Source organism: Stenotrophomonas sp. YJH_SMC_110 (assembly GCF_059369255.1).
On the sequence record NZ_JCAFSM010000003.1, the window covers coordinates 41,740 to 60,422 of the forward strand.

The 18,683-nt window shown below is 67.7% G+C and carries 18 protein-coding genes; 9 read left to right on the forward strand and 9 right to left on the reverse strand.

The window, feature by feature from the left end; all coding sequences use genetic code 11:
* Positions 1-2: 2 nt before the first annotated feature.
* From carB to dapB, 3 genes are all read right to left on the reverse strand, one after another.
* Positions 3-3,245, reverse strand: a complete 3,243-nt coding sequence (gene carB / locus AC5P6H_RS07250; RefSeq protein WP_014646994.1) for a carbamoyl-phosphate synthase large subunit — start codon at positions 3,243-3,245, stop codon at positions 3-5.
* 149 nt (positions 3,246-3,394) lie between these two features.
* The gene (gene carA, locus AC5P6H_RS07255) at positions 3,395-4,522 is read right to left on the reverse strand and encodes a glutamine-hydrolyzing carbamoyl-phosphate synthase small subunit (protein ID WP_014646993.1); all 1,128 of its coding nucleotides are present in this window, start codon (positions 4,520-4,522) and stop codon (positions 3,395-3,397) included.
* A gap of 335 nt (positions 4,523-4,857) precedes the next feature.
* On the reverse strand, positions 4,858-5,577 hold the full coding sequence (gene dapB / locus AC5P6H_RS07260) for a 4-hydroxy-tetrahydrodipicolinate reductase (protein ID WP_080052982.1): 720 nt from the start codon (positions 5,575-5,577) through the stop codon (positions 4,858-4,860).
* A 90-nt stretch (positions 5,578-5,667) separates the two neighbouring features.
* On the opposite strand from dapB, the gene AC5P6H_RS07265 reads away from it, so the two are divergent.
* The 4 genes from AC5P6H_RS07265 to AC5P6H_RS07280 all read left to right on the forward strand — a co-directional run bounded on the left by AC5P6H_RS07265 (position 5,668) and on the right by AC5P6H_RS07280 (position 8,075).
* Complete coding sequence (locus tag AC5P6H_RS07265) at positions 5,668-6,429, forward strand: 3-oxoacyl-ACP reductase (protein ID WP_495202433.1); 762 nt, start codon at positions 5,668-5,670, stop codon at positions 6,427-6,429.
* A gap of 4 nt (positions 6,430-6,433) precedes the next feature.
* Positions 6,434-6,829 carry a MerR family transcriptional regulator gene (locus AC5P6H_RS07270; protein WP_046429960.1) on the forward strand — a complete coding sequence of 132 codons (396 nt, stop codon included), beginning with the start codon at positions 6,434-6,436 and terminating at the stop codon, positions 6,827-6,829.
* A gap of 55 nt (positions 6,830-6,884) precedes the next feature.
* Complete coding sequence (locus tag AC5P6H_RS07275) at positions 6,885-7,466, forward strand: NAD(P)H-dependent oxidoreductase (protein ID WP_049408776.1); 582 nt, start codon at positions 6,885-6,887, stop codon at positions 7,464-7,466.
* A gap of 147 nt (positions 7,467-7,613) precedes the next feature.
* The gene (locus AC5P6H_RS07280) at positions 7,614-8,075 is read left to right on the forward strand and encodes a DUF4304 domain-containing protein (RefSeq protein WP_142234665.1); all 462 of its coding nucleotides are present in this window, start codon (positions 7,614-7,616) and stop codon (positions 8,073-8,075) included.
* Positions 8,076-8,178: 103 nt separating this feature from the next.
* Here AC5P6H_RS07280 and AC5P6H_RS07285 read toward each other — a convergent pair whose 3' ends face one another.
* From AC5P6H_RS07285 to AC5P6H_RS07295, 3 genes are read right to left on the reverse strand one after another with little or no spacing between them, the layout of a single operon-like run.
* Positions 8,179-8,424 carry a DUF6587 family protein gene (locus AC5P6H_RS07285; protein ID WP_032959473.1) on the reverse strand — a complete coding sequence of 82 codons (246 nt, stop codon included), beginning with the start codon at positions 8,422-8,424 and terminating at the stop codon, positions 8,179-8,181.
* Positions 8,424-10,289 carry a ferrous iron transporter B gene (gene feoB / locus AC5P6H_RS07290; RefSeq protein ID WP_032959475.1) on the reverse strand — a complete coding sequence of 622 codons (1,866 nt, stop codon included), beginning with the start codon at positions 10,287-10,289 and terminating at the stop codon, positions 8,424-8,426. The genes AC5P6H_RS07285 and feoB overlap by 1 nt, the downstream gene beginning before the upstream one ends.
* Positions 10,286-10,540 carry a FeoA family protein gene (locus tag AC5P6H_RS07295; protein ID WP_005416370.1) on the reverse strand — a complete coding sequence of 85 codons (255 nt, stop codon included), beginning with the start codon at positions 10,538-10,540 and terminating at the stop codon, positions 10,286-10,288. Before AC5P6H_RS07295 ends, feoB begins: the two co-directional genes overlap by 4 nt.
* A 119-nt stretch (positions 10,541-10,659) precedes the next feature.
* Here AC5P6H_RS07295 and AC5P6H_RS07300 point away from each other — a divergent pair, with 119 nt between their 5' ends.
* The 5 genes from AC5P6H_RS07300 to yeiP all read left to right on the forward strand — a co-directional run bounded on the left by AC5P6H_RS07300 (position 10,660) and on the right by yeiP (position 14,233).
* Positions 10,660-11,448: an enoyl-CoA hydratase/isomerase family protein gene (locus tag AC5P6H_RS07300; RefSeq protein WP_100449967.1), complete on the forward strand. Its 789-nt coding sequence runs from the start codon at positions 10,660-10,662 to the stop codon at positions 11,446-11,448.
* 2 nt (positions 11,449-11,450) lie between these two features.
* The gene (locus AC5P6H_RS07305) at positions 11,451-11,852 is read left to right on the forward strand and encodes a VOC family protein (protein WP_478409615.1); all 402 of its coding nucleotides are present in this window, start codon (positions 11,451-11,453) and stop codon (positions 11,850-11,852) included.
* Entirely contained in the window at positions 11,849-12,745 is an 897-nt protein-coding gene (locus tag AC5P6H_RS07310; RefSeq protein ID WP_049440083.1) for a hydroxymethylglutaryl-CoA lyase, read from the forward strand. Before AC5P6H_RS07305 ends, AC5P6H_RS07310 begins: the two co-directional genes overlap by 4 nt.
* Before the next feature lie 101 nt (positions 12,746-12,846).
* Positions 12,847-13,617 carry an SDR family oxidoreductase gene (locus tag AC5P6H_RS07315; protein WP_014646983.1) on the forward strand — a complete coding sequence of 257 codons (771 nt, stop codon included), beginning with the start codon at positions 12,847-12,849 and terminating at the stop codon, positions 13,615-13,617.
* A gap of 49 nt (positions 13,618-13,666) precedes the next feature.
* Complete coding sequence (gene yeiP, locus AC5P6H_RS07320) at positions 13,667-14,233, forward strand: elongation factor P-like protein YeiP (protein ID WP_005409468.1); 567 nt, start codon at positions 13,667-13,669, stop codon at positions 14,231-14,233.
* A 119-nt stretch (positions 14,234-14,352) separates the two neighbouring features.
* Here the strand turns inward: yeiP and AC5P6H_RS07325 are convergent, their stop codons facing one another.
* From AC5P6H_RS07325 to AC5P6H_RS07335, 3 genes are all read right to left on the reverse strand, one after another.
* On the reverse strand, positions 14,353-15,054 hold the full coding sequence (locus AC5P6H_RS07325; RefSeq protein WP_169411791.1) for a COG3650 family protein: 702 nt from the start codon (positions 15,052-15,054) through the stop codon (positions 14,353-14,355).
* Between the two features lie 83 nt (positions 15,055-15,137).
* Positions 15,138-15,530: a nuclear transport factor 2 family protein gene (locus AC5P6H_RS07330; protein ID WP_046429967.1), complete on the reverse strand. Its 393-nt coding sequence runs from the start codon at positions 15,528-15,530 to the stop codon at positions 15,138-15,140.
* A complete protein-coding gene (locus AC5P6H_RS07335; RefSeq protein WP_329768623.1) occupies positions 15,511-18,660 on the reverse strand; it encodes a multidrug efflux RND transporter permease subunit in 3,150 nt (1,049 codons plus the stop codon). Before AC5P6H_RS07335 ends, AC5P6H_RS07330 begins: the two co-directional genes overlap by 20 nt.
* Between the last annotated feature and the right edge of the window lie 23 nt (positions 18,661-18,683).

Consider the following 18,683-nt stretch of genomic DNA (forward strand, 5'->3'; position numbering starts at 1 on the left):
TCTCATGCATTCAACTCCTTGTGCAGCTCCTGCAGCGACCAGACGGGACCGGTGCCGCGGAATTCCAGTGAATCCACCAGCGCCTTGGCGCCGGCAATGGTGGTCGAGTAGGTGACGCGATGCTGCAGCGCCTCGCGACGGATCGAGAACGAGTCGTTGATCGCCGAACGACCTTCGGTCGTGTTGACGATGTAGACGATCTCGCCGTTCTTGATCGAGTCGACGATGTGCGGACGGCCTTCGACCACCTTGTTGATGATCTCGCAGTCCATGCCGTGCTGCTGCAGCCAGGCGGCGGTGCCACGGGTAGCGACCAGGCTGTAGCCACGCGCCAGCAGCGCCTTGGCCACCGGCAGCACGCGCTTCTTGTCCGGATCACGCACCGAGACGAAGGCCTTGCCAACCGGCGGGGCCTTGATGCCGCCGGCTTCCTGCGCCCGCGCGAAGGCGGCGTTGAAGGTGCGGCCCACGCCCATCACCTCACCGGTGGAGCGCATCTCCGGCCCGAGGATCGGGTCGACGCCCTGGAACTTGGCGAACGGGAAGATCGCTTCCTTCACCGAGTAGTAGTCCGGCACGATTTCCTTGGTCGCGCCCTGCTCGGCCAGCGTCTTGCCGGCCATGCAGCGGGCGGCGATCTTGGCCAGCGGCATGCCGGTGGCCTTGGACACGAACGGCACGGTGCGCGAGGCACGCGGGTTCACTTCCAGCAGGTAGATGGTGTCGGCACCCTCGTCGCTGGTCTGGATCGCGAACTGGGTGTTCATCAGGCCGACCACGTTCAGGGCCTTGGCCAGCTCCACCACCTGGCGGCGCAGCTCGGCCTGGGTTTCAGCCGACAGCGAGTACGGCGGCAGCGAGCACGAGGAATCGCCCGAGTGCACGCCGGCTTCTTCGATGTGCTCCATCACGCCACCGATCAGGACGTTGCCCTGGGCATCGGCAATGATGTCGACGTCGCACTCCACGGCGTTGTCGAGGAAGCGGTCCAGCAGCACCGGCGAATCGTTGGACACCTTCACCGCGTCGCGCACGTAGCGGGCCAGGTCGGCTTCGCCGTAGACGATTTCCATCGCACGGCCGCCCAGCACGTAGCTCGGGCGCACCACCAGCGGGTAGCCGATCTCGCGGGCCAGCAACAGGGCTTCCTGGTCGTTGCGGGCGATGCGGTTCGGCGGCTGCTTCAGGCCCAGCGTGTCGACCAGCTGCTGGAAGCGCTCGCGGTCTTCGGCCAGGTCGATCGAGTCCGGGCTGGTGCCGATCACCGGCACGCCATTGGCTTCCAGCGCGCGCGCCAGCTTCAGCGGGGTCTGGCCGCCGTACTGCACGATCACGCCCTTCGGCTGTTCCAGTTCGACGATCTCCAGCACGTCTTCCAGGGTCAGCGGTTCGAAGTACAGGCGGTCGGAGGTGTCGTAGTCGGTCGACACGGTTTCCGGGTTGCAGTTGACCATGATGGTTTCATAGCCATCCTCGCGCAGCGCCAGTGCCGCGTGCACGCAGCAGTAGTCGAACTCGATGCCCTGGCCGATGCGGTTCGGGCCACCGCCCAGGATCATGATCTTGTCGCGGTTGCTCGGCGCGGCCTCGCACTCGTCCTCGTAGGTCGAGTACAGGTAGGCGGTACCGGTGGAGAATTCACCCGCACAGGAGTCCACGCGCTTGTAGACCGGGCGCACCTTGTGTGCACGACGCAGCGCGCGGATGGCGGCTTCATTGGTGCCGGTCAGCTGCGCCAGGCGCGCATCGGAGAAGCCAGCACGCTTCAGCTTGCGCAGGCGTGCGGCATCCAGCGCGTCGATGCCACCGGCAGCGACTTCGCCTTCTGCAGCGATGATTTCCTCGATCTGGTCCAGGAACCAGTGGTCGATGAACGACAGTGCGTAGATCTCTTCCACGCTCATGCCGGCGCGGAACGCGTCGGCGACGAAGAACAGGCGCTCCGGGCCCGGCGCCTTCAACTCGCGACGCAGGGTCTGCAGGTCGTCTTCGTTGGCCAGGTCCAGGCCGGTCGGGTCGAAGCCGACCTTGCCGGTTTCCAGGCCACGCAGGGCCTTCTGCACCGACTCCTGGAAGGTACGGCCCATCGCCATCACCTCGCCCACCGACTTCATCTGGGTGGTCAGGCGGGCGTCGGCGGCCGGGAACTTCTCGAAGGCGAAACGCGGGATCTTGGTGACGACATAGTCGATCGACGGTTCGAACGAGGCCGGGGTCAGGCCACCGGTGATTTCGTTCTTCAGTTCGTCCAGGGTGTAACCCACGGCCAGCTTGGCGGCGACCTTGGCGATCGGGAAGCCGGTGGCCTTGGAGGCCAGCGCCGAGGAACGTGACACGCGCGGGTTCATCTCGATGACGACCACGCGGCCGGTCTTCGGGTTGATGCCGAACTGCACGTTCGAGCCACCGGTATCGACGCCGATCTTGCGCAGCACGGCGATGGAGGCATCGCGCAGGCGCTGGTACTCCTTGTCGGTGAGGGTCTGCGCCGGCGCCACGGTGATCGAGTCACCGGTGTGCACGCCCATCGGGTCAAGGTTTTCGATCGAGCAGACGATGATGCAGTTGTCCGCGGTATCGCGGACCACTTCCATCTCGAATTCCTTCCAGCCCAGCACCGACTCTTCCACCAGCACCTCGGTGGTCGGCGACAGTTCCAGGCCGCGGCTGACGATCTCGACCAGCTCTTCGCGGTTGTAGGCGATGCCGCCACCGCTGCCGCCCAGAGTGAAGCTGGGGCGGATGATGGTCGGGTAGCCGACGCGGGTCTGGATCTCCAGCGCTTCGTCCAGGGTGTGGGCGACGGCGGCGGTCGGGCATTCCAGGCCGATCTCACCCATGGCCACGCGGAACAGCTCGCGGTCTTCGGCCATGCGGATCGCTTCGCGCTTGGCGCCGATCAGTTCGACGTTGTACTTCTCCAGCACGCCGTTGTCGGCCAGGTCCAGCGCGCAGTTCAGCGCGGTCTGGCCACCCATGGTCGGCAGCAGCGCATCGGGCTTTTCCTTGGCGATGATCTTCTCGACCGTCTGCCAGTTGATCGGCTCGATGTAGACGGCGTCGGCCATCTCCGGGTCGGTCATGATCGTGGCCGGGTTGCTGTTGACCAGCACCACGCGGTAACCCTCGTCACGCAGGGCCTTGCAGGCCTGGGCGCCGGAGTAGTCGAACTCGCAGGCCTGGCCGATGACGATCGGGCCAGCACCGATGATGAGGATGGTCTTGAGGTCAGTGCGCTTGGGCATTTTCTTCTCTAAGTCAGTACAGCGTGACAAGGGGGAGTGATCGCACGCTGTCGATCAGGAATCTTGATCCGCAGCGCCGCGCCGGGGGCAGCAGCGATGCGGGGTTTACGGTCCATCGCGACGCCACCGGGGGGCCGGCGGCGTACTGATCACGCCTTGGCCTGCTCCATCAGCACCACGAAGCGGTCGAACAGCGGACCGACATCGGTCGGGCCCGGCGACGCTTCCGGGTGGCCCTGGAACGAGAACGCCGGCACGTCGGTGCGGGCGACACCCTGGTTGGTGCCGTCGAACAGCGAACGGTGGGTCACGCGCAGGGTCGGCGGCAGGGTCGCTTCATCGATCGCGAAGCCGTGGTTCTGCGAGGTGATCATCACCCGGCCGCTGTCCAGGTCCTGCACCGGGTGATTGGCACCGTGGTGGCCATGGCCCATCTTCATGGTCTGCGCGCCCGAGGCCAGGCCCAGCAGCTGGTGGCCCAGGCAGATGCCGAAGGTCGGGATCTTCACATCGATGAAGGTCTTGATCGCTTCGATGGCGTAGTCACACGGCTCCGGGTCACCCGGGCCGTTGGACAGGAACACGCCGTCCGGCTTCAGGGCCAGCACTTCGGCGGCCGGGGTCTGCGCCGGTACCACGGTCACTTCGCAGCCACGCTCGGCCAGCATGCGCAGGATGTTGGTCTTCACGCCGAAGTCGTAGGCCACGACCTTGAACCGGGCCGGCACGCTGACGAAAGCGTTGGCATCCAGGTCCAGCTGGCCCTCGGTCCAGGTGTAGGTCTTCTCGGTAGTGACGACCTTGGCCAGATCCATGCCCTTCAGCCCCGGGAACTTGCGGGCGGCTTCCAGTGCCTTTTCCACGTCGATGTCGCCGGCCATCAGCGCACCGTTCTGCGCGCCCTTCTCGCGCAGGATGCGGGTCAGCTTGCGGGTGTCGATGCCGGCGATGGCGACCACGCCACGCTGGATCAGCCAGTCCTGCAGCGACACCTGGCTGCGCCAGTTGCTGGGGCGGCGCGGAACGTCGCGCACGATCAGGCCGGCCGACCACACCTTGGACGCTTCGTTGTCCTGGTCGGTCATGCCGGTGTTACCGATATGCGGATAGGTCAGCGTGACCATCTGCCGGGCGTAGGACGGGTCGGTCAGCACTTCCTGGTAGCCGGTCATGGCGGTGTTGAACACCACCTCACCGACGGACAGGCCGGGCGCGCCTACGGATTCGCCCTCGAATACGGTGCCGTCTTCGAGGACGAGGATTGCGGCTTGGGTCACGGGAATCTCACTTTGGCTACCGAGGGGGCTGCCGAAGTCACGCCTGCGCTTCACGGAAATCCGGTTGCAAAAAAGCGCGGACGTACGGTCTGGGACCGGTCCGGCTTTCGTGATTCGGCGAGTGCGAATTGTAGCGCTGCCGGGGCGCTCGCGCCAGCGGTTATCGCGCTTCATGAACAGGCGATTGCGCATTCATTTCAATCCGGCGGCGTATGCAGGCCGGAGGCGGGGTCGGATCCTTTCCCGAATGGGAAAGGCTCTGACCCCAGGCGCCCTCGGATGGGGTCAGAGACCTTTCCGCAGGAAAGGGATCCGACCCCACGAATCAGCCCGCCCTACTGCAGCAGGTCCCGCACCCGGTAGCTGCCCGGCGCCCGCCCCTGCAGCTGGCGGGCGGCGAACAGGGCGCCGCGGGCAAAGATGTCGCGGTTGGTGGCCCGATGCACCAGCTCGATGCGCTCGCCCAGACCGGTGAACTGCACCAGGTGCTCGCCCACGATGTCACCGGCACGCAGGCTGGCGTAGTGCGGCTCCGCCCCGCCCCGTTGCGCGGCCGCGCCCAGGGTCAGCGCGGTGCCCGATGGCGCATCCTTCTTCTGGGTGTGGTGCGATTCGACGATGTCGCAGTCCCAGCCGGCCAGCGCCTGCGCCGCGCGCTCCACCAGCTCGTCCAGTACCGCCACGCCCAGGCTGAAGTTCGAGGCCCATACCAGCGGGATCTTCGCCGCCGCGGCCTCCAGCGCCTGGCGCTGCGTGCTGGAGATACCGGTGGTGCCCGACACCAGCCCGGCACCCCGCTCCACGCACAGCGCCAGCATCGGGTCGAAGCCCTCCGGCAGGCTGAAGTCGATCGCCACATCGAACACCGGCGCGCCGGGCAGCTCACTGGCGCCGAAGAACGGCACGCCGTCGACTACGCGCTGTGCCGGCGCACGGCCGGTCACTGCGGCCACGATCTGCAGGGTTTCAGGATGTTCGGCGGCCAGCCGCAGCAGGGCCTGGCCCATGCGCCCGGAGGCACCGTGAATGAGCAATCGCAGAGGAGTCTGGTTCATGCCTGCAGGCTAGCGGCAGCACGCCCGCTCCGGCAAGCGCCATCGCTGCTACGCTGCATGCCCTTTCATGCAATGGATGGCAGCTCCCTCATGCAGATCAGCGAACAGCTGGTGCTGATCACCGGCGCCGGCCGCGGCCTTGGCCAGCACATCGCCCGCGCGTTCGCGGCGCAGGGTGCGCGCGTCATCGTCAACTACCACCGCAGCGAAGGCCCCGCACGGGCGCTGGCCACCGAGCTGGGCGGACAGGCGATCGCGCTGCCGGCCGACGTCACCGACCGCAGCCAGGTCGATGCAATGCTGCAGCACGCCCTGGCCCACTTCGGCCAGGGTGTCACCACGGTGGTCAACAACGCGCTCGCCGCGTTCTCGTTCAATGGTGATGCCCGCGACGGCGCCGCCGATATCGGCTGGTCGGCGTTCCAGGCGCAGTTCGAGGGCAGCGTGCGCGGCGCGCTGAACACCGTGCAGGCCGCCCTGCCCGGCATGCAGGCCCGCCGCTTCGGCCGCATCATCAACATCGGCACCAACCTGTTCCAGAACCCGGTCGTGCCCTACCACGACTACACCGCCGCCAAGGCCGCGCTACTGTCCCTCACGCGCACGCTGGCCGGCGACCTCGGCCCACATGGCATCACCGTGAACATGCTGTCCGGCGGCCTGCTGCGCACCACCGATGCCAGCGCTGCCACGCCGGAGGCAGTGTTCGACTACATCGCCGCCAACACGCCACTGCGCAGCGTTACCACGCCAGCAGAATTCGCCGATGCCGCGCTGTTCTTCGCCAGCCCCTGGTCGCGCGCGGTGACCGGGCAGAACCTGGTGGTCGATGGCGGGCTGGTGCGGGACTGAGCCAATGCGCATTTCCGAGGTCAGCCGCCTGACCGGCGCCAGCGCCAAGGCCATCCGCCTGTACGAGGCGCGCGGACTACTGCCGCCGGTGCCTCGGCTGAACCGCTATCGCGACTACAGCGAACAGGATGTGGCCTGGGTGCAGCTGATCCGCCAGGCGTTGGCGCTGGGCATCACCCTGGCCGCGATCTCCCGCCTGCAGGGCCGCGACGGACGGCTCGACTGGCCCGCGGTGCTGGCCCTGCTTGAGCAACAACGCAGCCGCATCGCCAGCGAGCGGGCACGGCTGGCGCAGGTCGAGCTCGACCTGCAGCAGGTCAGCGACGAACTGCGGCAGTGGCTGCACTCCGGCAGCGGTGACTGCATCCTGGAACCCAGCGGCTGCGCCGCTGGTCGTTGACTCTGCCCCAAGGGCATAGCCCAACCTCGCGCACTTTCCATTGCCCGAGGTTGCCGTGTCCCGTTCCATCCTGATCCTGCTCGGCCATCCCGACCGCGACAGCCTGTGCGGTGCCCTCGCCCAGCGCTACGCCACCGCCGCCGAGAATGCTGGCCATCGGGTGCGCCTGATCGCACTGGGCGAACTCGAGTTCGATCCGGTGCTGCGCCATGGCTACCGCCAGATCCAGCCGCTGGAAGCCGACCTGCAGGACACTGCGGATGCGATCGAGGCCTGCGACCATCTGGTGCTGGTCTATCCCACCTGGTGGGGCGCGATGCCGGCGCTGCTGAAGGGCTTCTTCGATCGCGTGCTGCTGCCGGGGTACGCCTTCCGCTACCGGCGCGATTCAGTCTGGTGGGACCGGCTGCTGGCCGGTCGCAGCGCACGGGTGATCACCACGCTGGATACGCCGCCCTGGTATTACCGCTGGATCTACCGCGACCCGGGCATCACCCAGATCCGCGCCACTATTCTGGAATTCTGCGGCATCCGCCCGGTGCGGGTCAGCCGACTCGGTGCGGTGCGCAGCAGCTCGCCGGAGCAACGCAACCGGTGGCTGGCGTTGGCAGCGGAGCTGGGCTCACGGGCCAACTAGCTGGAAGAGCGTGCGAACCAAGGTTCGCACCCACCTGGAGCGTTCGCACCCACCTGGGGCGCTCGTTGCGGGTGTCGCGTTTGCCAATTGACCGTCAGGCACTGCGCCTCAAGGCTGTGGACCCTTGTTACGGCCCAGGCAAAGCCCATGAAATCCTCGACTGTCTTCAGCAAGTGCGCCAGGAAGACCGGCTTTGCCGGGACGTCGACGACCCGCTACCGCTTGCTGGACGCCGCGCTGCTTGTCGTGAATCACCAGCGCGCCAGCGAAAGCCGGGGCTTCTATGTGAATGCTGGACTCTACTTTCCGGAACTGCTCACGTATCCCCTCGCGCCTGACGATCTTGAAACGGCTTTCCGGTACCGCTCCAGCATCCCCACGCCCCATGTCGACTGGCGGATCGAAGAAACGCCGGGCCTGCGCCGGACCTTCATCCAGCAGGATCTTGAAGATCTGCTGGAGGCCGGTAACCGCGACGCGTTGAAGGCCCTGCTGCTCGATGCCCTGGCCGACGTGGCAGGTTTCGCGGCAGCCCATGGGAACAGGGAATCGGTGCGGCGATTGAACCGGGACGGGAACTTCCGGGCGATCATCCGCAGAGAGGTCTGAATCCCGAGAGCGTGCGAACCAAGGTTCGCACCCACAGGGCGAAGGCCCGCACCACCGGCCGAAGGTTCGCACCCACCGGCCGGCCGTCGAGCATGGCTCGACGCTACTTCTTGGTCGGCCCGCAGCTGTCGCAACCGCCACAGGCACCACCACCGCCCGTTGCCGGCGGCGCGATCTTCCGCCCCAGCGCCTGCAGCCAGGCGGCGCGGCCCGGCTTCAACAGGGCCAACGCCAACGCACCGCGCAGCGTGCGCACGGTGCCCGGGAACTGCTTCTTCAGCACCACCCAGGCACTGACCAGCACAGCCACCGCGATGATCAGGTACTGGATCAGCAGGCCGGTATCCATCAGCCGCCTCCCAGCGCCCTGGTCACCTGGTAGGTGATCAGTGCGGCCACATAAGCCGCTGCGAACAGGTAGAACGCGGCAAAGCCCATCTGCTTCCACGAATTGGTCTCGCGCTTGATGGTGGCCAGCGTCGAGATGCACATCGGGGCGTAGATGTACCAGACCAGCAGCGACAGCGCGGTCGCCAGCGACCAGCCATCGCTGATCAGCGGGGTCAGCGCCTGGCTGGCGGCATCGTCATCGGCGGCCGACAGCGCATACACGGTGGCCAGCGAAGACACCGCCACCTCGCGCGCGGCCAGGCCCGGGATCAGCGCGATGCAGATCTGCCAGTTGAAGCCCAGCGGCGCGAAGAACACCGCCATCGCATGGCCGATCTGGCCGGCGTAGCTGTAGTCGATGGCTGGCATCGTGGCGTCGGCCGGTGCCGCCGGGAACGACAGCAGCACCCACAGCAGGATGGTCAGCGCCAGGATGATGCCGCCGACGCGCTTGAGGAAGATCATGCCGCGCTCGTACAGCCCCACCGCCAGGTCGCGCACATGCGGCAGGCGGTACGACGGCAGCTCCAGCATCAGCGGGTGCTCGCTCTTGTCGCGACGCCACTTCTTCATGATCCACGACATCGCCAGCGCGCTGAGAATGCCCGCCGCATACAGGCCGAACAGCACCAGGCCCTGCTGGTTGAACACGCCCCACACCGTCTTCTGCGGAATGAACGCACCGATCAGCAGCGCGTACACCGGCAGGCGCGCCGAGCAGGTCATCAGCGGCGCCACCAGGATCGTGGCCAGGCGGTCACGCGGGTCCTGGATGCTGCGCGTGGACATGATGCCCGGCACCGCGCAGGCGAAGCTGGACAGCAGCGGGATGAACGAGCGGCCGGACAGGCCGGCGGCCGCCATCATGCGGTCGAGCAGGAACGCCGCACGCGGCAGGTAGCCGGACTCCTCCAGCACCAGGATGAAGAAGAACAGGATCAGGATCTGCGGCAGGAACACCACCACGCCGCCGACGCCTGCGATGATGCCGTCGGTCAGCAGGCTGGCCAGCGGGCCTTCCGGCAGCACGCTGCCAACAAAGGTGCCGAGCCAGGCGAAGCCAGCCTCGATGCCGTCCATCAGCGGCGTCGCCCAGGCGTACACCGCCTGGAAGATCAGGAACATCACCACCGCCAGGCTGACCAGGCCGAACACCGGGTGCAGCAGCCAGCGGTCCAGCGCGTCGTCGATCTTCGCGGTCCGTGCCGGCATGCGCACGGCGACCGACAGGATCCCGCGCACCTTGGCGTGGTAATCGATGCCACCTTCCGGGCCCGGCACCGGCGCATCCAGGTGCGGCACCATGGCGTCCAGGCGCTCGACCAGGGCCTTGGCGCCCTGCTTGCGCACCGCCACGGTCTCCACCACCGGCACGCCCAGCTCGCGTTCCAGCGCGGCCACATCCACCTGGATGCCGCGGCGCTGGGCCGCGTCGACCATGTTCAGGGCCACCACCATCGGCTTGCCCAGTTCGCGCAGCTCCAGCGCGAAGCGCAGGTGCAGGCGCAGGTTGGTGGCGTCGATCACGCACAGCAGCACGTCCGGCGCGGCCTCGCCCGGGTAGAAGCCCCGGCACAGGTCACGAGTGATCGCCTCGTCCAGGCTGGCCGGATGCAGGCTGTAGGCGCCCGGCAGGTCAAGCACGGCGAATTCACGGCCGGACGGCGCGCGCAGGCGGCCCTCCTTGCGCTCGACGGTGACGCCGGTGTAGTTGGCGACCTTCTGCCGGCTGCCGGTCAGCTGGTTGAACAGCGCGGTCTTGCCGCTGTTGGGGTTACCGACCAGCGCGATGCGCAGGGGGGCAGTGGCGGCGATTGCGGTCATGCACGTCGTTCCTGGCTGGCGGCGTCGACCACGACCCGCTTGGCTTCACTGATCCGCAGCGCGAACCGGGTGAACCCGACCTGCACCAGCAGCGGCTCGCCGCCCACCGGGCCCTTGGCCACCAGGCGCACTTCCTCGCCATTCACGAAACCCAGCTCGCGCAGGCGACGGGCAATGGCATCGTTGGCATGCAGGTCCTGCACGGACTCGACCACGGCCGAGGTGTGCAGCGGCAGTTCGGACAGCGTCATCTAGCGTGTTCTCTGCTGGATGTAAATGGTTCTCGATTCTAACATTCCCGCGTCGCGTCATGGCCCATGACCAATGGCCCGCTATGATCCATACAGGTATGGAGTGACCCTGGAATCCCATGAACGATGCTTTGCAGATCGAGCGCCGTGGCGCCGTCCTCACCCTCTGGCTGAACCGGCCGGAGCTGCACAACGCCTTTGACGCCAGCCTGATCGCCCGGCTGACCGCCGCGCTGGAAGCCGCCGGCCGCGATGATTCGGTCCGGGCCGTGGTGGTCGCCGGCCACGGCGCCTCCTTCTCGGCCGGCGCCGACATGCAGTGGATGCGCGGCATGGCGGCGGCCAGCGAGGCCGACAACCGCGAGGACTCGCTGGCACTGGCACGGCTGATGCGCACCCTGGACGAGCTGCCCAAACCGACCCTGGCCCGGGTCCACGGCGCGGCCTTCGGTGGCGGCGTCGGCCTGGTTGCCTGCTGCGACATTGCCATCGCCAGCACCTCGGCCCGCTTCGGCCTGACCGAAAGCCGCCTCGGCCTGCTGCCGGCGGTGATCTCGCCCTATGTGATCGAGGCCATCGGCCCGCGCCAGGCGCGGCGCTGGTTCGCCACCGGCGAGCACTTCGACGCCGATACCGCACTGCGCATCGGCCTGGTCCACCAGCTGGTCGAGCCCGAGCGCCTGGATGAGGCGCTGGAGCGCCAGCTGGCCCTGCTCGACAAGGCCGGCCCGATCGCCTCGTCCACCGCAAAGCAGCTGGTCCGGCAGGTCCGCGACAGCGATGACCGCGATGCGCTGGATCGAGATAATGCCGCCCTGATCGCGCGCCTGCGGGTGTCCGCCGAGGGCCAGGAAGGCCTGGGTGCCTTCCTCGACAAGCGCGCCCCCCATTGGGTCACGGAAGCCTGAACATGCTCGATCATCTTGGTTTGACCAGCGCCGACCTGGCGCGCAGCAAGACCTTCTTCCTGCAGGCGCTGGCGCCGCTGCAGATCGGCGTGGTGATGGAAGTGAGCGCCGAACAGACCGGCGACCACGACCACATCGGCTTCGGCAGCGACGGCAAGCCGTTCTTCTGGCTCGGCAATGGCGGCACCGCCAGCCACGGCGTGCACGTGGCCTTCGCCTGCGCCAGCCGCGCGCAGGTGGACGCCTTCCACGCCGCCGCCCTCGCCGCCGGTGGCCGCGACAACGGCGCGGCGGGCCTGCGCCCGTGGTACCACCCGGATTACTACGCCGCCTTCGTGCTCGACCCGGACGGCAACAACATCGAAGCGGTCTGCCATCGCCCCGTCGGCGAGGTGGCTGCATGAGCGACTACGTCCGCATCGTCGAGGTCGGCCCGCGTGACGGCCTGCAGAACGAAAAGCAGTCGGTGTCCACCGCCGACAAGATCGAACTGATCAACCGCCTGTCGGCCACCGGCCTGCGCAGCATCGAGGCGACCAGTTTCGTCAGCCCGAAGTGGATTCCGCAGCTGGCCGATGCCGCCGAGGTCTACGCCGGCATCCAGCGCCGGCCGGGCATCCACTACCCGGTACTGGTGCCGAACGAACAGGGCTACGACCGCGCCCGCGCGGTGGGCGTGGAGGAAGTGGCGGTGTTCACCGCTGCGTCCGAGGCCTTCAACCGCACCAACACCAATGCCGGCATCGACGAATCGCTGGCCCGGTTCGAGCCGATCCTGCGCCGCGCCGCCGCCGATGGCGTGCGCGTGCGCGGCTACGTCTCCACCGTGCTCGGCTGCCCCTACCAGGGCGAGGTGCCGCTGGCCGACGTGGTGCGGGTGGCGCGCGCGCTGCACCAGATGGGCTGTTACGAAATCTCGCTGGGCGACACCATCGGCGTCGGCACCCCACGCAAGGCACGGGCGATGCTGCAGGCGGTCGCTGCCGAGATCCCGATGGAAGCCTTGGCCGTGCACTTCCACGACACCTACGGCCAGGCCATCGCCAACATCGCCACCTGCCTGGAAGCAGGTGTGCGCGTGGTCGACAGTGCAGTCTCGGGCGCCGGTGGCTGCCCGTACGCGAAGGGGGCCAGCGGCAACGTCGCCAGCGAGGACGTGGTCTACCTGCTGCAGGGCCTGGGCCTGGACAGTGGCGTGGACCTGCCGGCACTGGCCGAGACCGGCCGCTGGCTGGCCGGCCTGCTCGGCCGCGCCACCGCCAGCCGCACCGGCCAGGCGCTCGCAGCGACCGGCTGAGCACCCCGCTGCGCCGCTCCCGCTCGGGCGGCGCAGCGCACAACGGCGACGGTCGCCGCTTCCGTTAGAATCGGCGGTTCTCGAACCTGCAGGACCGTTCAATGCAGCTGTCTTCCGTACGTGCCGTGATCACTGGCGGCGTCTCCGGCCTCGGCCTGGCCGTGGCCCAGCACCTCGTCGCCCAGGGCGGCAAGGTGGCTCTGTTCGACCTCAACGACGACAAGGGTGCAGCTGCCGTTGCCGGGCTGGGTGCCGACAAGGCCCGCTATTTCAATGTCAACGTCAGCGATGAGGCGGCCGTGGCTGCAGCCATCGACCAGGCCCACGATTTCCTCGGCGGCCTGAACGTGGCGATGAACTGCGCCGGCATCCTCGGCGCCGGTCGCGTGCTCGGCAAGGAAGGCCCGATGCCGCTGGCCGGCTTCCAGGGCACGGTGATGGTCAATCTGGTCGGCAGCTTCAACGTGGCCAAGGCCGCGGCCAACCGCATGCAGCACAACGACGCCGGCGAAGACGGCGAGCGCGGCGTGATCATCAACACCGCCAGCATCGCTGCCTATGAAGGACAGATCGGCCAGGCCGCGTATGCCGCCAGCAAGGGCGGCGTGGTGTCGATGACGCTGCCGATGGCGCGCGAACTGTCGCGCTTCGGCATCCGCGTCAATACGATTGCTCCTGGCGTGTTCTGGACGCCGATGGTCGATGGCATGCCCGAAGCCGTGCAGCAGTCGCTGGCCGCCTCGATCCCGTTCCCGTCGCGCCTGGGCAAGCCGGAAGACTTCGCCAGCCTGGTCGGCTTCATCCTCGGCAACACCTACCTCAACGGCGAGACCATCCGCCTGGACGGCGCTACCCGCCTCGCTCCGAAGTGATTCCCCCCGGGCGCCGGGACGGCGCCCTCCCCCAACGACCTAGATCACCATGAAAGCCAACGACATCAAGAAGGGCAACGTCGTCGAGTACAACAACGGCGTGTACCAGATCCGCGACATCGAGCGCAGCTCGCCGCAGGGTCGCGGCGGCAACGTCCGCTTCCGCTTCATCATGTACAGCGTGCCGGGCGGCAACAAGCTCGACGCCAGCTTCGATGCCGACGACAACCTGGTCGAGGTCGAACTGCTGCGCCGCCAGTCCACCTATTCGTACAAGGACGGCGATGCCTTCGTGTTCCTCGATGACGAGGACTACACGCCCTACACCCTGGACGCGGACGTGATCGGCGACGACGCCGGCTACATCACCGACGGCCTGACCGGCATCTACGTGCAGGTGATCGACGAGCAGCCGGTGGCGATCCAGCTGCCGGCCTCGGTGGTGCTGGAAGTGATCGAGACCCCGCCGGAACTGAAGGGCGGCACTGCCACCAAGCGCCCGAAGCCGGCCAAACTCAACACCGGCATCGAGATCATGGTGCCGGAATACATCGTCAACGGCGAACGCGTGCTGGTGAACACCGCCACCGGCGAATTCGCCGGCCGCGCCGACTAAGCGCCTTGCGCTGATCGGCTGCCTGTCCCTGCTTGCGGCGTGCTCGCCGCAGGCAGCGGGCAGCGCATCGGATGTAGCGATCGTGTAGAGCCGAGCGTGGGCTCGGCTCTACAGAAGGCTTACGGCTGCTTCGCACCGAAGTTGCCGCAGCCGTGGTACTGGCGGGTGCCGATGGTCAGGTTCACCTTGGCATCGAACGACTCGCCGCTCATGTCGTCCTGGCAGGTGGTGCGCTGGAAGCTGAGCTTGACGTCGGTACCGTCGGACGCCTTGCCACTCCAACCGTCAGCACCTTCGGTGGGCGTGGCGACGTCGAAGCGACGCTCGCCATAGTCAACTTCCACCCGCAGGCCCGGCGCGTCGCCATCGACGACCGCCAACCAGCCCGGCTCGTTGCCCGTGGCGCGGAACGCGGCCGTGCCCGCGCTGCCATCGCCTTCGGTCGCTTCGACCGCATGGCACTCGCGGTCCGCCTCGCCCTTCAGGCTCAACAGGCCGTCATCGCTGCCCTTGGTCCAGAAGCTGTTGCCCTGGCCATCACCGTACCTGGCACCCGACGCCGCACGTTCGGAGGTCATGGCGAAGGTACGTTCGCCGATCACCACCGTGGCCGCATCCTCGCCATTGAAAGTCGCGCGCACGCTCAGATCACCACACTGGTACGTGGTCTCGCTGCCGGTACCGGCGCTGGTGCTGGCAGCCGGTTCGGGCGCCGCCGGCGGCGCGGCATCGGTGCCGCCCGCAGCGGGTGCCTGGGCCGGCTGGCACGCGGCCAGCACCAACCCGAGCGAGGCTGCCAACAGACTGGGAACTACACGCATGGCTCGACTCCTTGTCGACACTACAGAGACCTTCGACCCTACCACCTGCCGGTGAGCGCGGCCTGAAAGCGGCCTGACCGTACTCACGCGGCCAGTACCGCCATCGACAACAGCTGCGCACCGCTGCCGGCGGAACTGCAGGTCCAGACCCGCAGCAGGCGCAGCTTCACTTCACGCTCCCGGCCCTGCCGCGACACGGACAACCGCACGTCGCTGGACAGCAACGCCAGGCGGCCACACAGCAGCGTCTCCACCGCGTGCAGCTGCAGGCTTCGCACCTGCAGGCTGCCGGCCAGCCAATCGCCCAGCCATGGCAGATCGAGCATGCGGCCGCCGTGGCCTTCCATCATGAACAAGGCCGGCGATACCAGCGCGTTCAACGCATCGTGGTCATTTTCCAGCAGCGCAGCGCACAGGCGCTGCTCCAGCGCCATCAACTGCTGCTCATGCAGATCTTCAACGATGTTCCGTTCCATCCACGGTTCCTCCCGGCATCGGCCGGCGCCTGCGCAGGCGCTGCGCGATCCACTGCCGCGCGCCCTGCACCACTACATAGAAGACCGGCACGAAGAACACCGCCAGCACGGTCGCACTGACCATGCCGCCGAACACACCGGTTCCAATCGCCTGCTGGGTTTCCTTCGACGCGCCCTGCGCCAGCATCAGCGGCACCACGCCCAGCGCGAATGCCAGCGAGGTCATCACGATCGGGCGCAGGCGCAGCCTGGCTGCCTCCAATGCCGCCTCGACCAGGCCGCGCCCCTGCTGCTGCAGCTGCCGCGCGAACTCGACAATGAGGATCGCGTTCTTCGCAGACAGCCCGATCACGGTGATCATGCCGACCTTGAAGAACACATCGTTGGGCATGCCACGCAACAGCACCGCGGCGACCGCACCGAGCAGGCCGAGTGGCACCACCAGCATCACCGCCAGCGGAATCGACCAGCTCTCGTACAGCGCCGCCAGCACCAGGAACACCACCAGCATCGACAACAACAGCAGCCACGGCGCCTGCGCCCCCGACTCACGCTCCTGCAGCGACTGGCTGGTCCACTGCAGGGCAAAACCGGACGGCAGCTTCCCGGCCAACCGCTCCATCTCCGCCATGGCCTGGCCGGTCGACACGCCGGAGGCCGGTGCGCCGGACAGATTCAACGCCGGGAAGCCGAGGTAGCGCTGCAGCTGCAGCGGCGCCTCGGTCCAGTGCGGGGTCACCAGTTCCGACAACGCCACCATGCCGCCCTCGCTGTTGCGCACGTACAGATTCAGCACGTCCTCCAGTTCCATGCGATGCGGCGCGTCGGCCTGCAGGATCACCTGCTGCAACCGGCCCTTGTTGGGGAAATCATTGACGTACTGCGAGCCCATCGCCGCTGACAGCGTGCTGCTGATGTGCTCGAAGCCCACGCCCATCGCCTCGGCCTTGGCGCGATCAATGTCCAGCCGCACGCTGGTACCTGCCGGCAGGCCATCGGCATGCACCTCCGACAGCAGCGGACTGGCGTCGGCCAGCTTCAGCAGCTGCTGCAGGGCCGCGCGCAGCTCGGCCTGGCTCTGCCCGGTACGCGCCTGCAGGGCCAGCGAGAACCCGGACGAACGGCCCAGGCTGTCGATCGCCGGCGGCATCACGCTCATCACCTCGCCCTCGGCAACCGTGGCCATCGCCTGCTGCGCGGCCTCCACCTCGCCGGCCGCGGTGGCGCCAGCACGCTCGCCCCAGTCCTTCAGCATGGTGTAGGTCAGCGCCGCGCTCGGGCCGGAACCGGAGAAGCTGTAACCGAGGATCGACTGGTTGGAGCCGATGCCCGGGCGCGAGGCCACGTGCCGTTCGTAGGCTTCGACCACCGCCAGCGTGCGTTCGGCGGTGGCTTCGGCCGGCAGCTGGATCGAGGTCATGAAATAGCCCTGGTCCTCTTCCGGCAGGAACGCGCCCGGCAGCCAGTGCAGGCCCAGCAGCAGCGCCGCCACCAGCGCGGCGAACACGCCCATCACCCGGCCGCTTCGCTGCAGCACGGAGGCCACGCCACGCTGGTAGCGCCCGGTCAACGCCTCGAAGCCACGATTGAAGGCGCCGAACAGCCCGCCACGACCATGATGGCCGTGGGTGTTCGGGCGCAGCAGGGTCGCGCACAGCGCCGGTGTCAGGCTCAGTGCCAGCAGCGCCGAAAACAGGATCGACACCGCCATCGCCACGGTGAACTGGCGGTAGATCGCGCCCACCGAGCCGCTGGCCAAGGCCATCGGAATGAACACCGCGGTCAGCACCAGGGTGATGCCGATCACCGCGCCGGTCAGCTCGCGCATCGCCTTGATGGTCGCCTCGCGCGGCGGCAGGCCCTCCTCGGCCATGATCCGCTCCACGCCCTCGACCACCACGATCGCGTCGTCGACGATGATGCCGATCGCCAGCACCATGCCGAACATGGTCAGCACGTTGATCGAGAAGCCCAGTGCCAGCATCACCGCGAAGGTACCGAGCAGCGCGATCGGTGCAACCAGCGCCGGAATCAGCGTGTAGCGCCAGTTCTGCAGGAACAGGTACATCACCGCGAACACCAGCAGCATCGCCTCCAGCAGCGTCTGCACCACCTTCTGGATCGAGATCTTCACGAACGGCGCGGTGTCGAACGGGATGCTCGCCTCCACGCCGCGCGGCAACAGCGGCGCCAGCTCGGCCATGCGCTCACGGACCGCCGACGCCGTGCGCACCGCATTCGCGCCCGGCCGCAGCTGCACCCCGGCGGCGGTGGCCGGATGGCCGTCCTCGCGGGTGCCCCAGGCATAGCTCTGCGCGCCCAGTTCGACGCGGGCGACATCACCCAGCACCACCCGTGAACCGTCGGCCCCGGCGCGCAGTACGATCGCCGCGAACTGTTCCGGCGTGGACAACTGGCCGTCGGCGCTGAGCGGCACGGTGATGCGCTGGCCTGGAACACCCGGCGAATCACCGATGCGCCCCGGCGAGATCTCCAGGTTCTGCTGCTCGATGGCAGTGGCCACATCGCCCATGGTCAGGCCGTACCCGGTCAACCGGGTCGGGTCCAGCCACACGCGCATCGCCTGCTCGGCACCGAACAACTGCACGCGACCGACGCCATCGATGCGGCGCAGCTCTTCGATGATGTTGCGCGCCATGAAATCGCCCAGCGCGGCCTCGCTGACGCTGGCATCCGGCGAACGCAGGCCGACCAGCATCAGGAAGCCGGAATCGGCGGCCTCCACGAACAGGCCGTTCTGCCGCACGCTGCGCGGAAGGCGCGGCTCGATCGCCTTGATCCGGTTCTGCACGTCCACCTGCGCCAGTTCCGGATTGGTGCCGGGCTTGAAGGTGGCGGTGATCGAGGCTTCGCCGGAGGTGTCCACCGACGATTCGAAGTAAAGCAGATGCTTGACGCTGGACAGCTCGCGCTCGATCAGGCCGACCACCGCATCGTTCAACGTCTGCGGGCTCGCACCCGGGTAGCTGGCATAGATGCTGACGCTGGGCGGCGCGACCGCCGGATAGCGCTCCACGGCCAGGCGCGGAATCGCCAGCGCGCCGGCCAGGATGATGAAGATCGCCAGCACCCAGGCGAACACCGGGCGATCGATGAAGAAACGTGCCATGTTGGATTTTCCTGGAGGGGCTG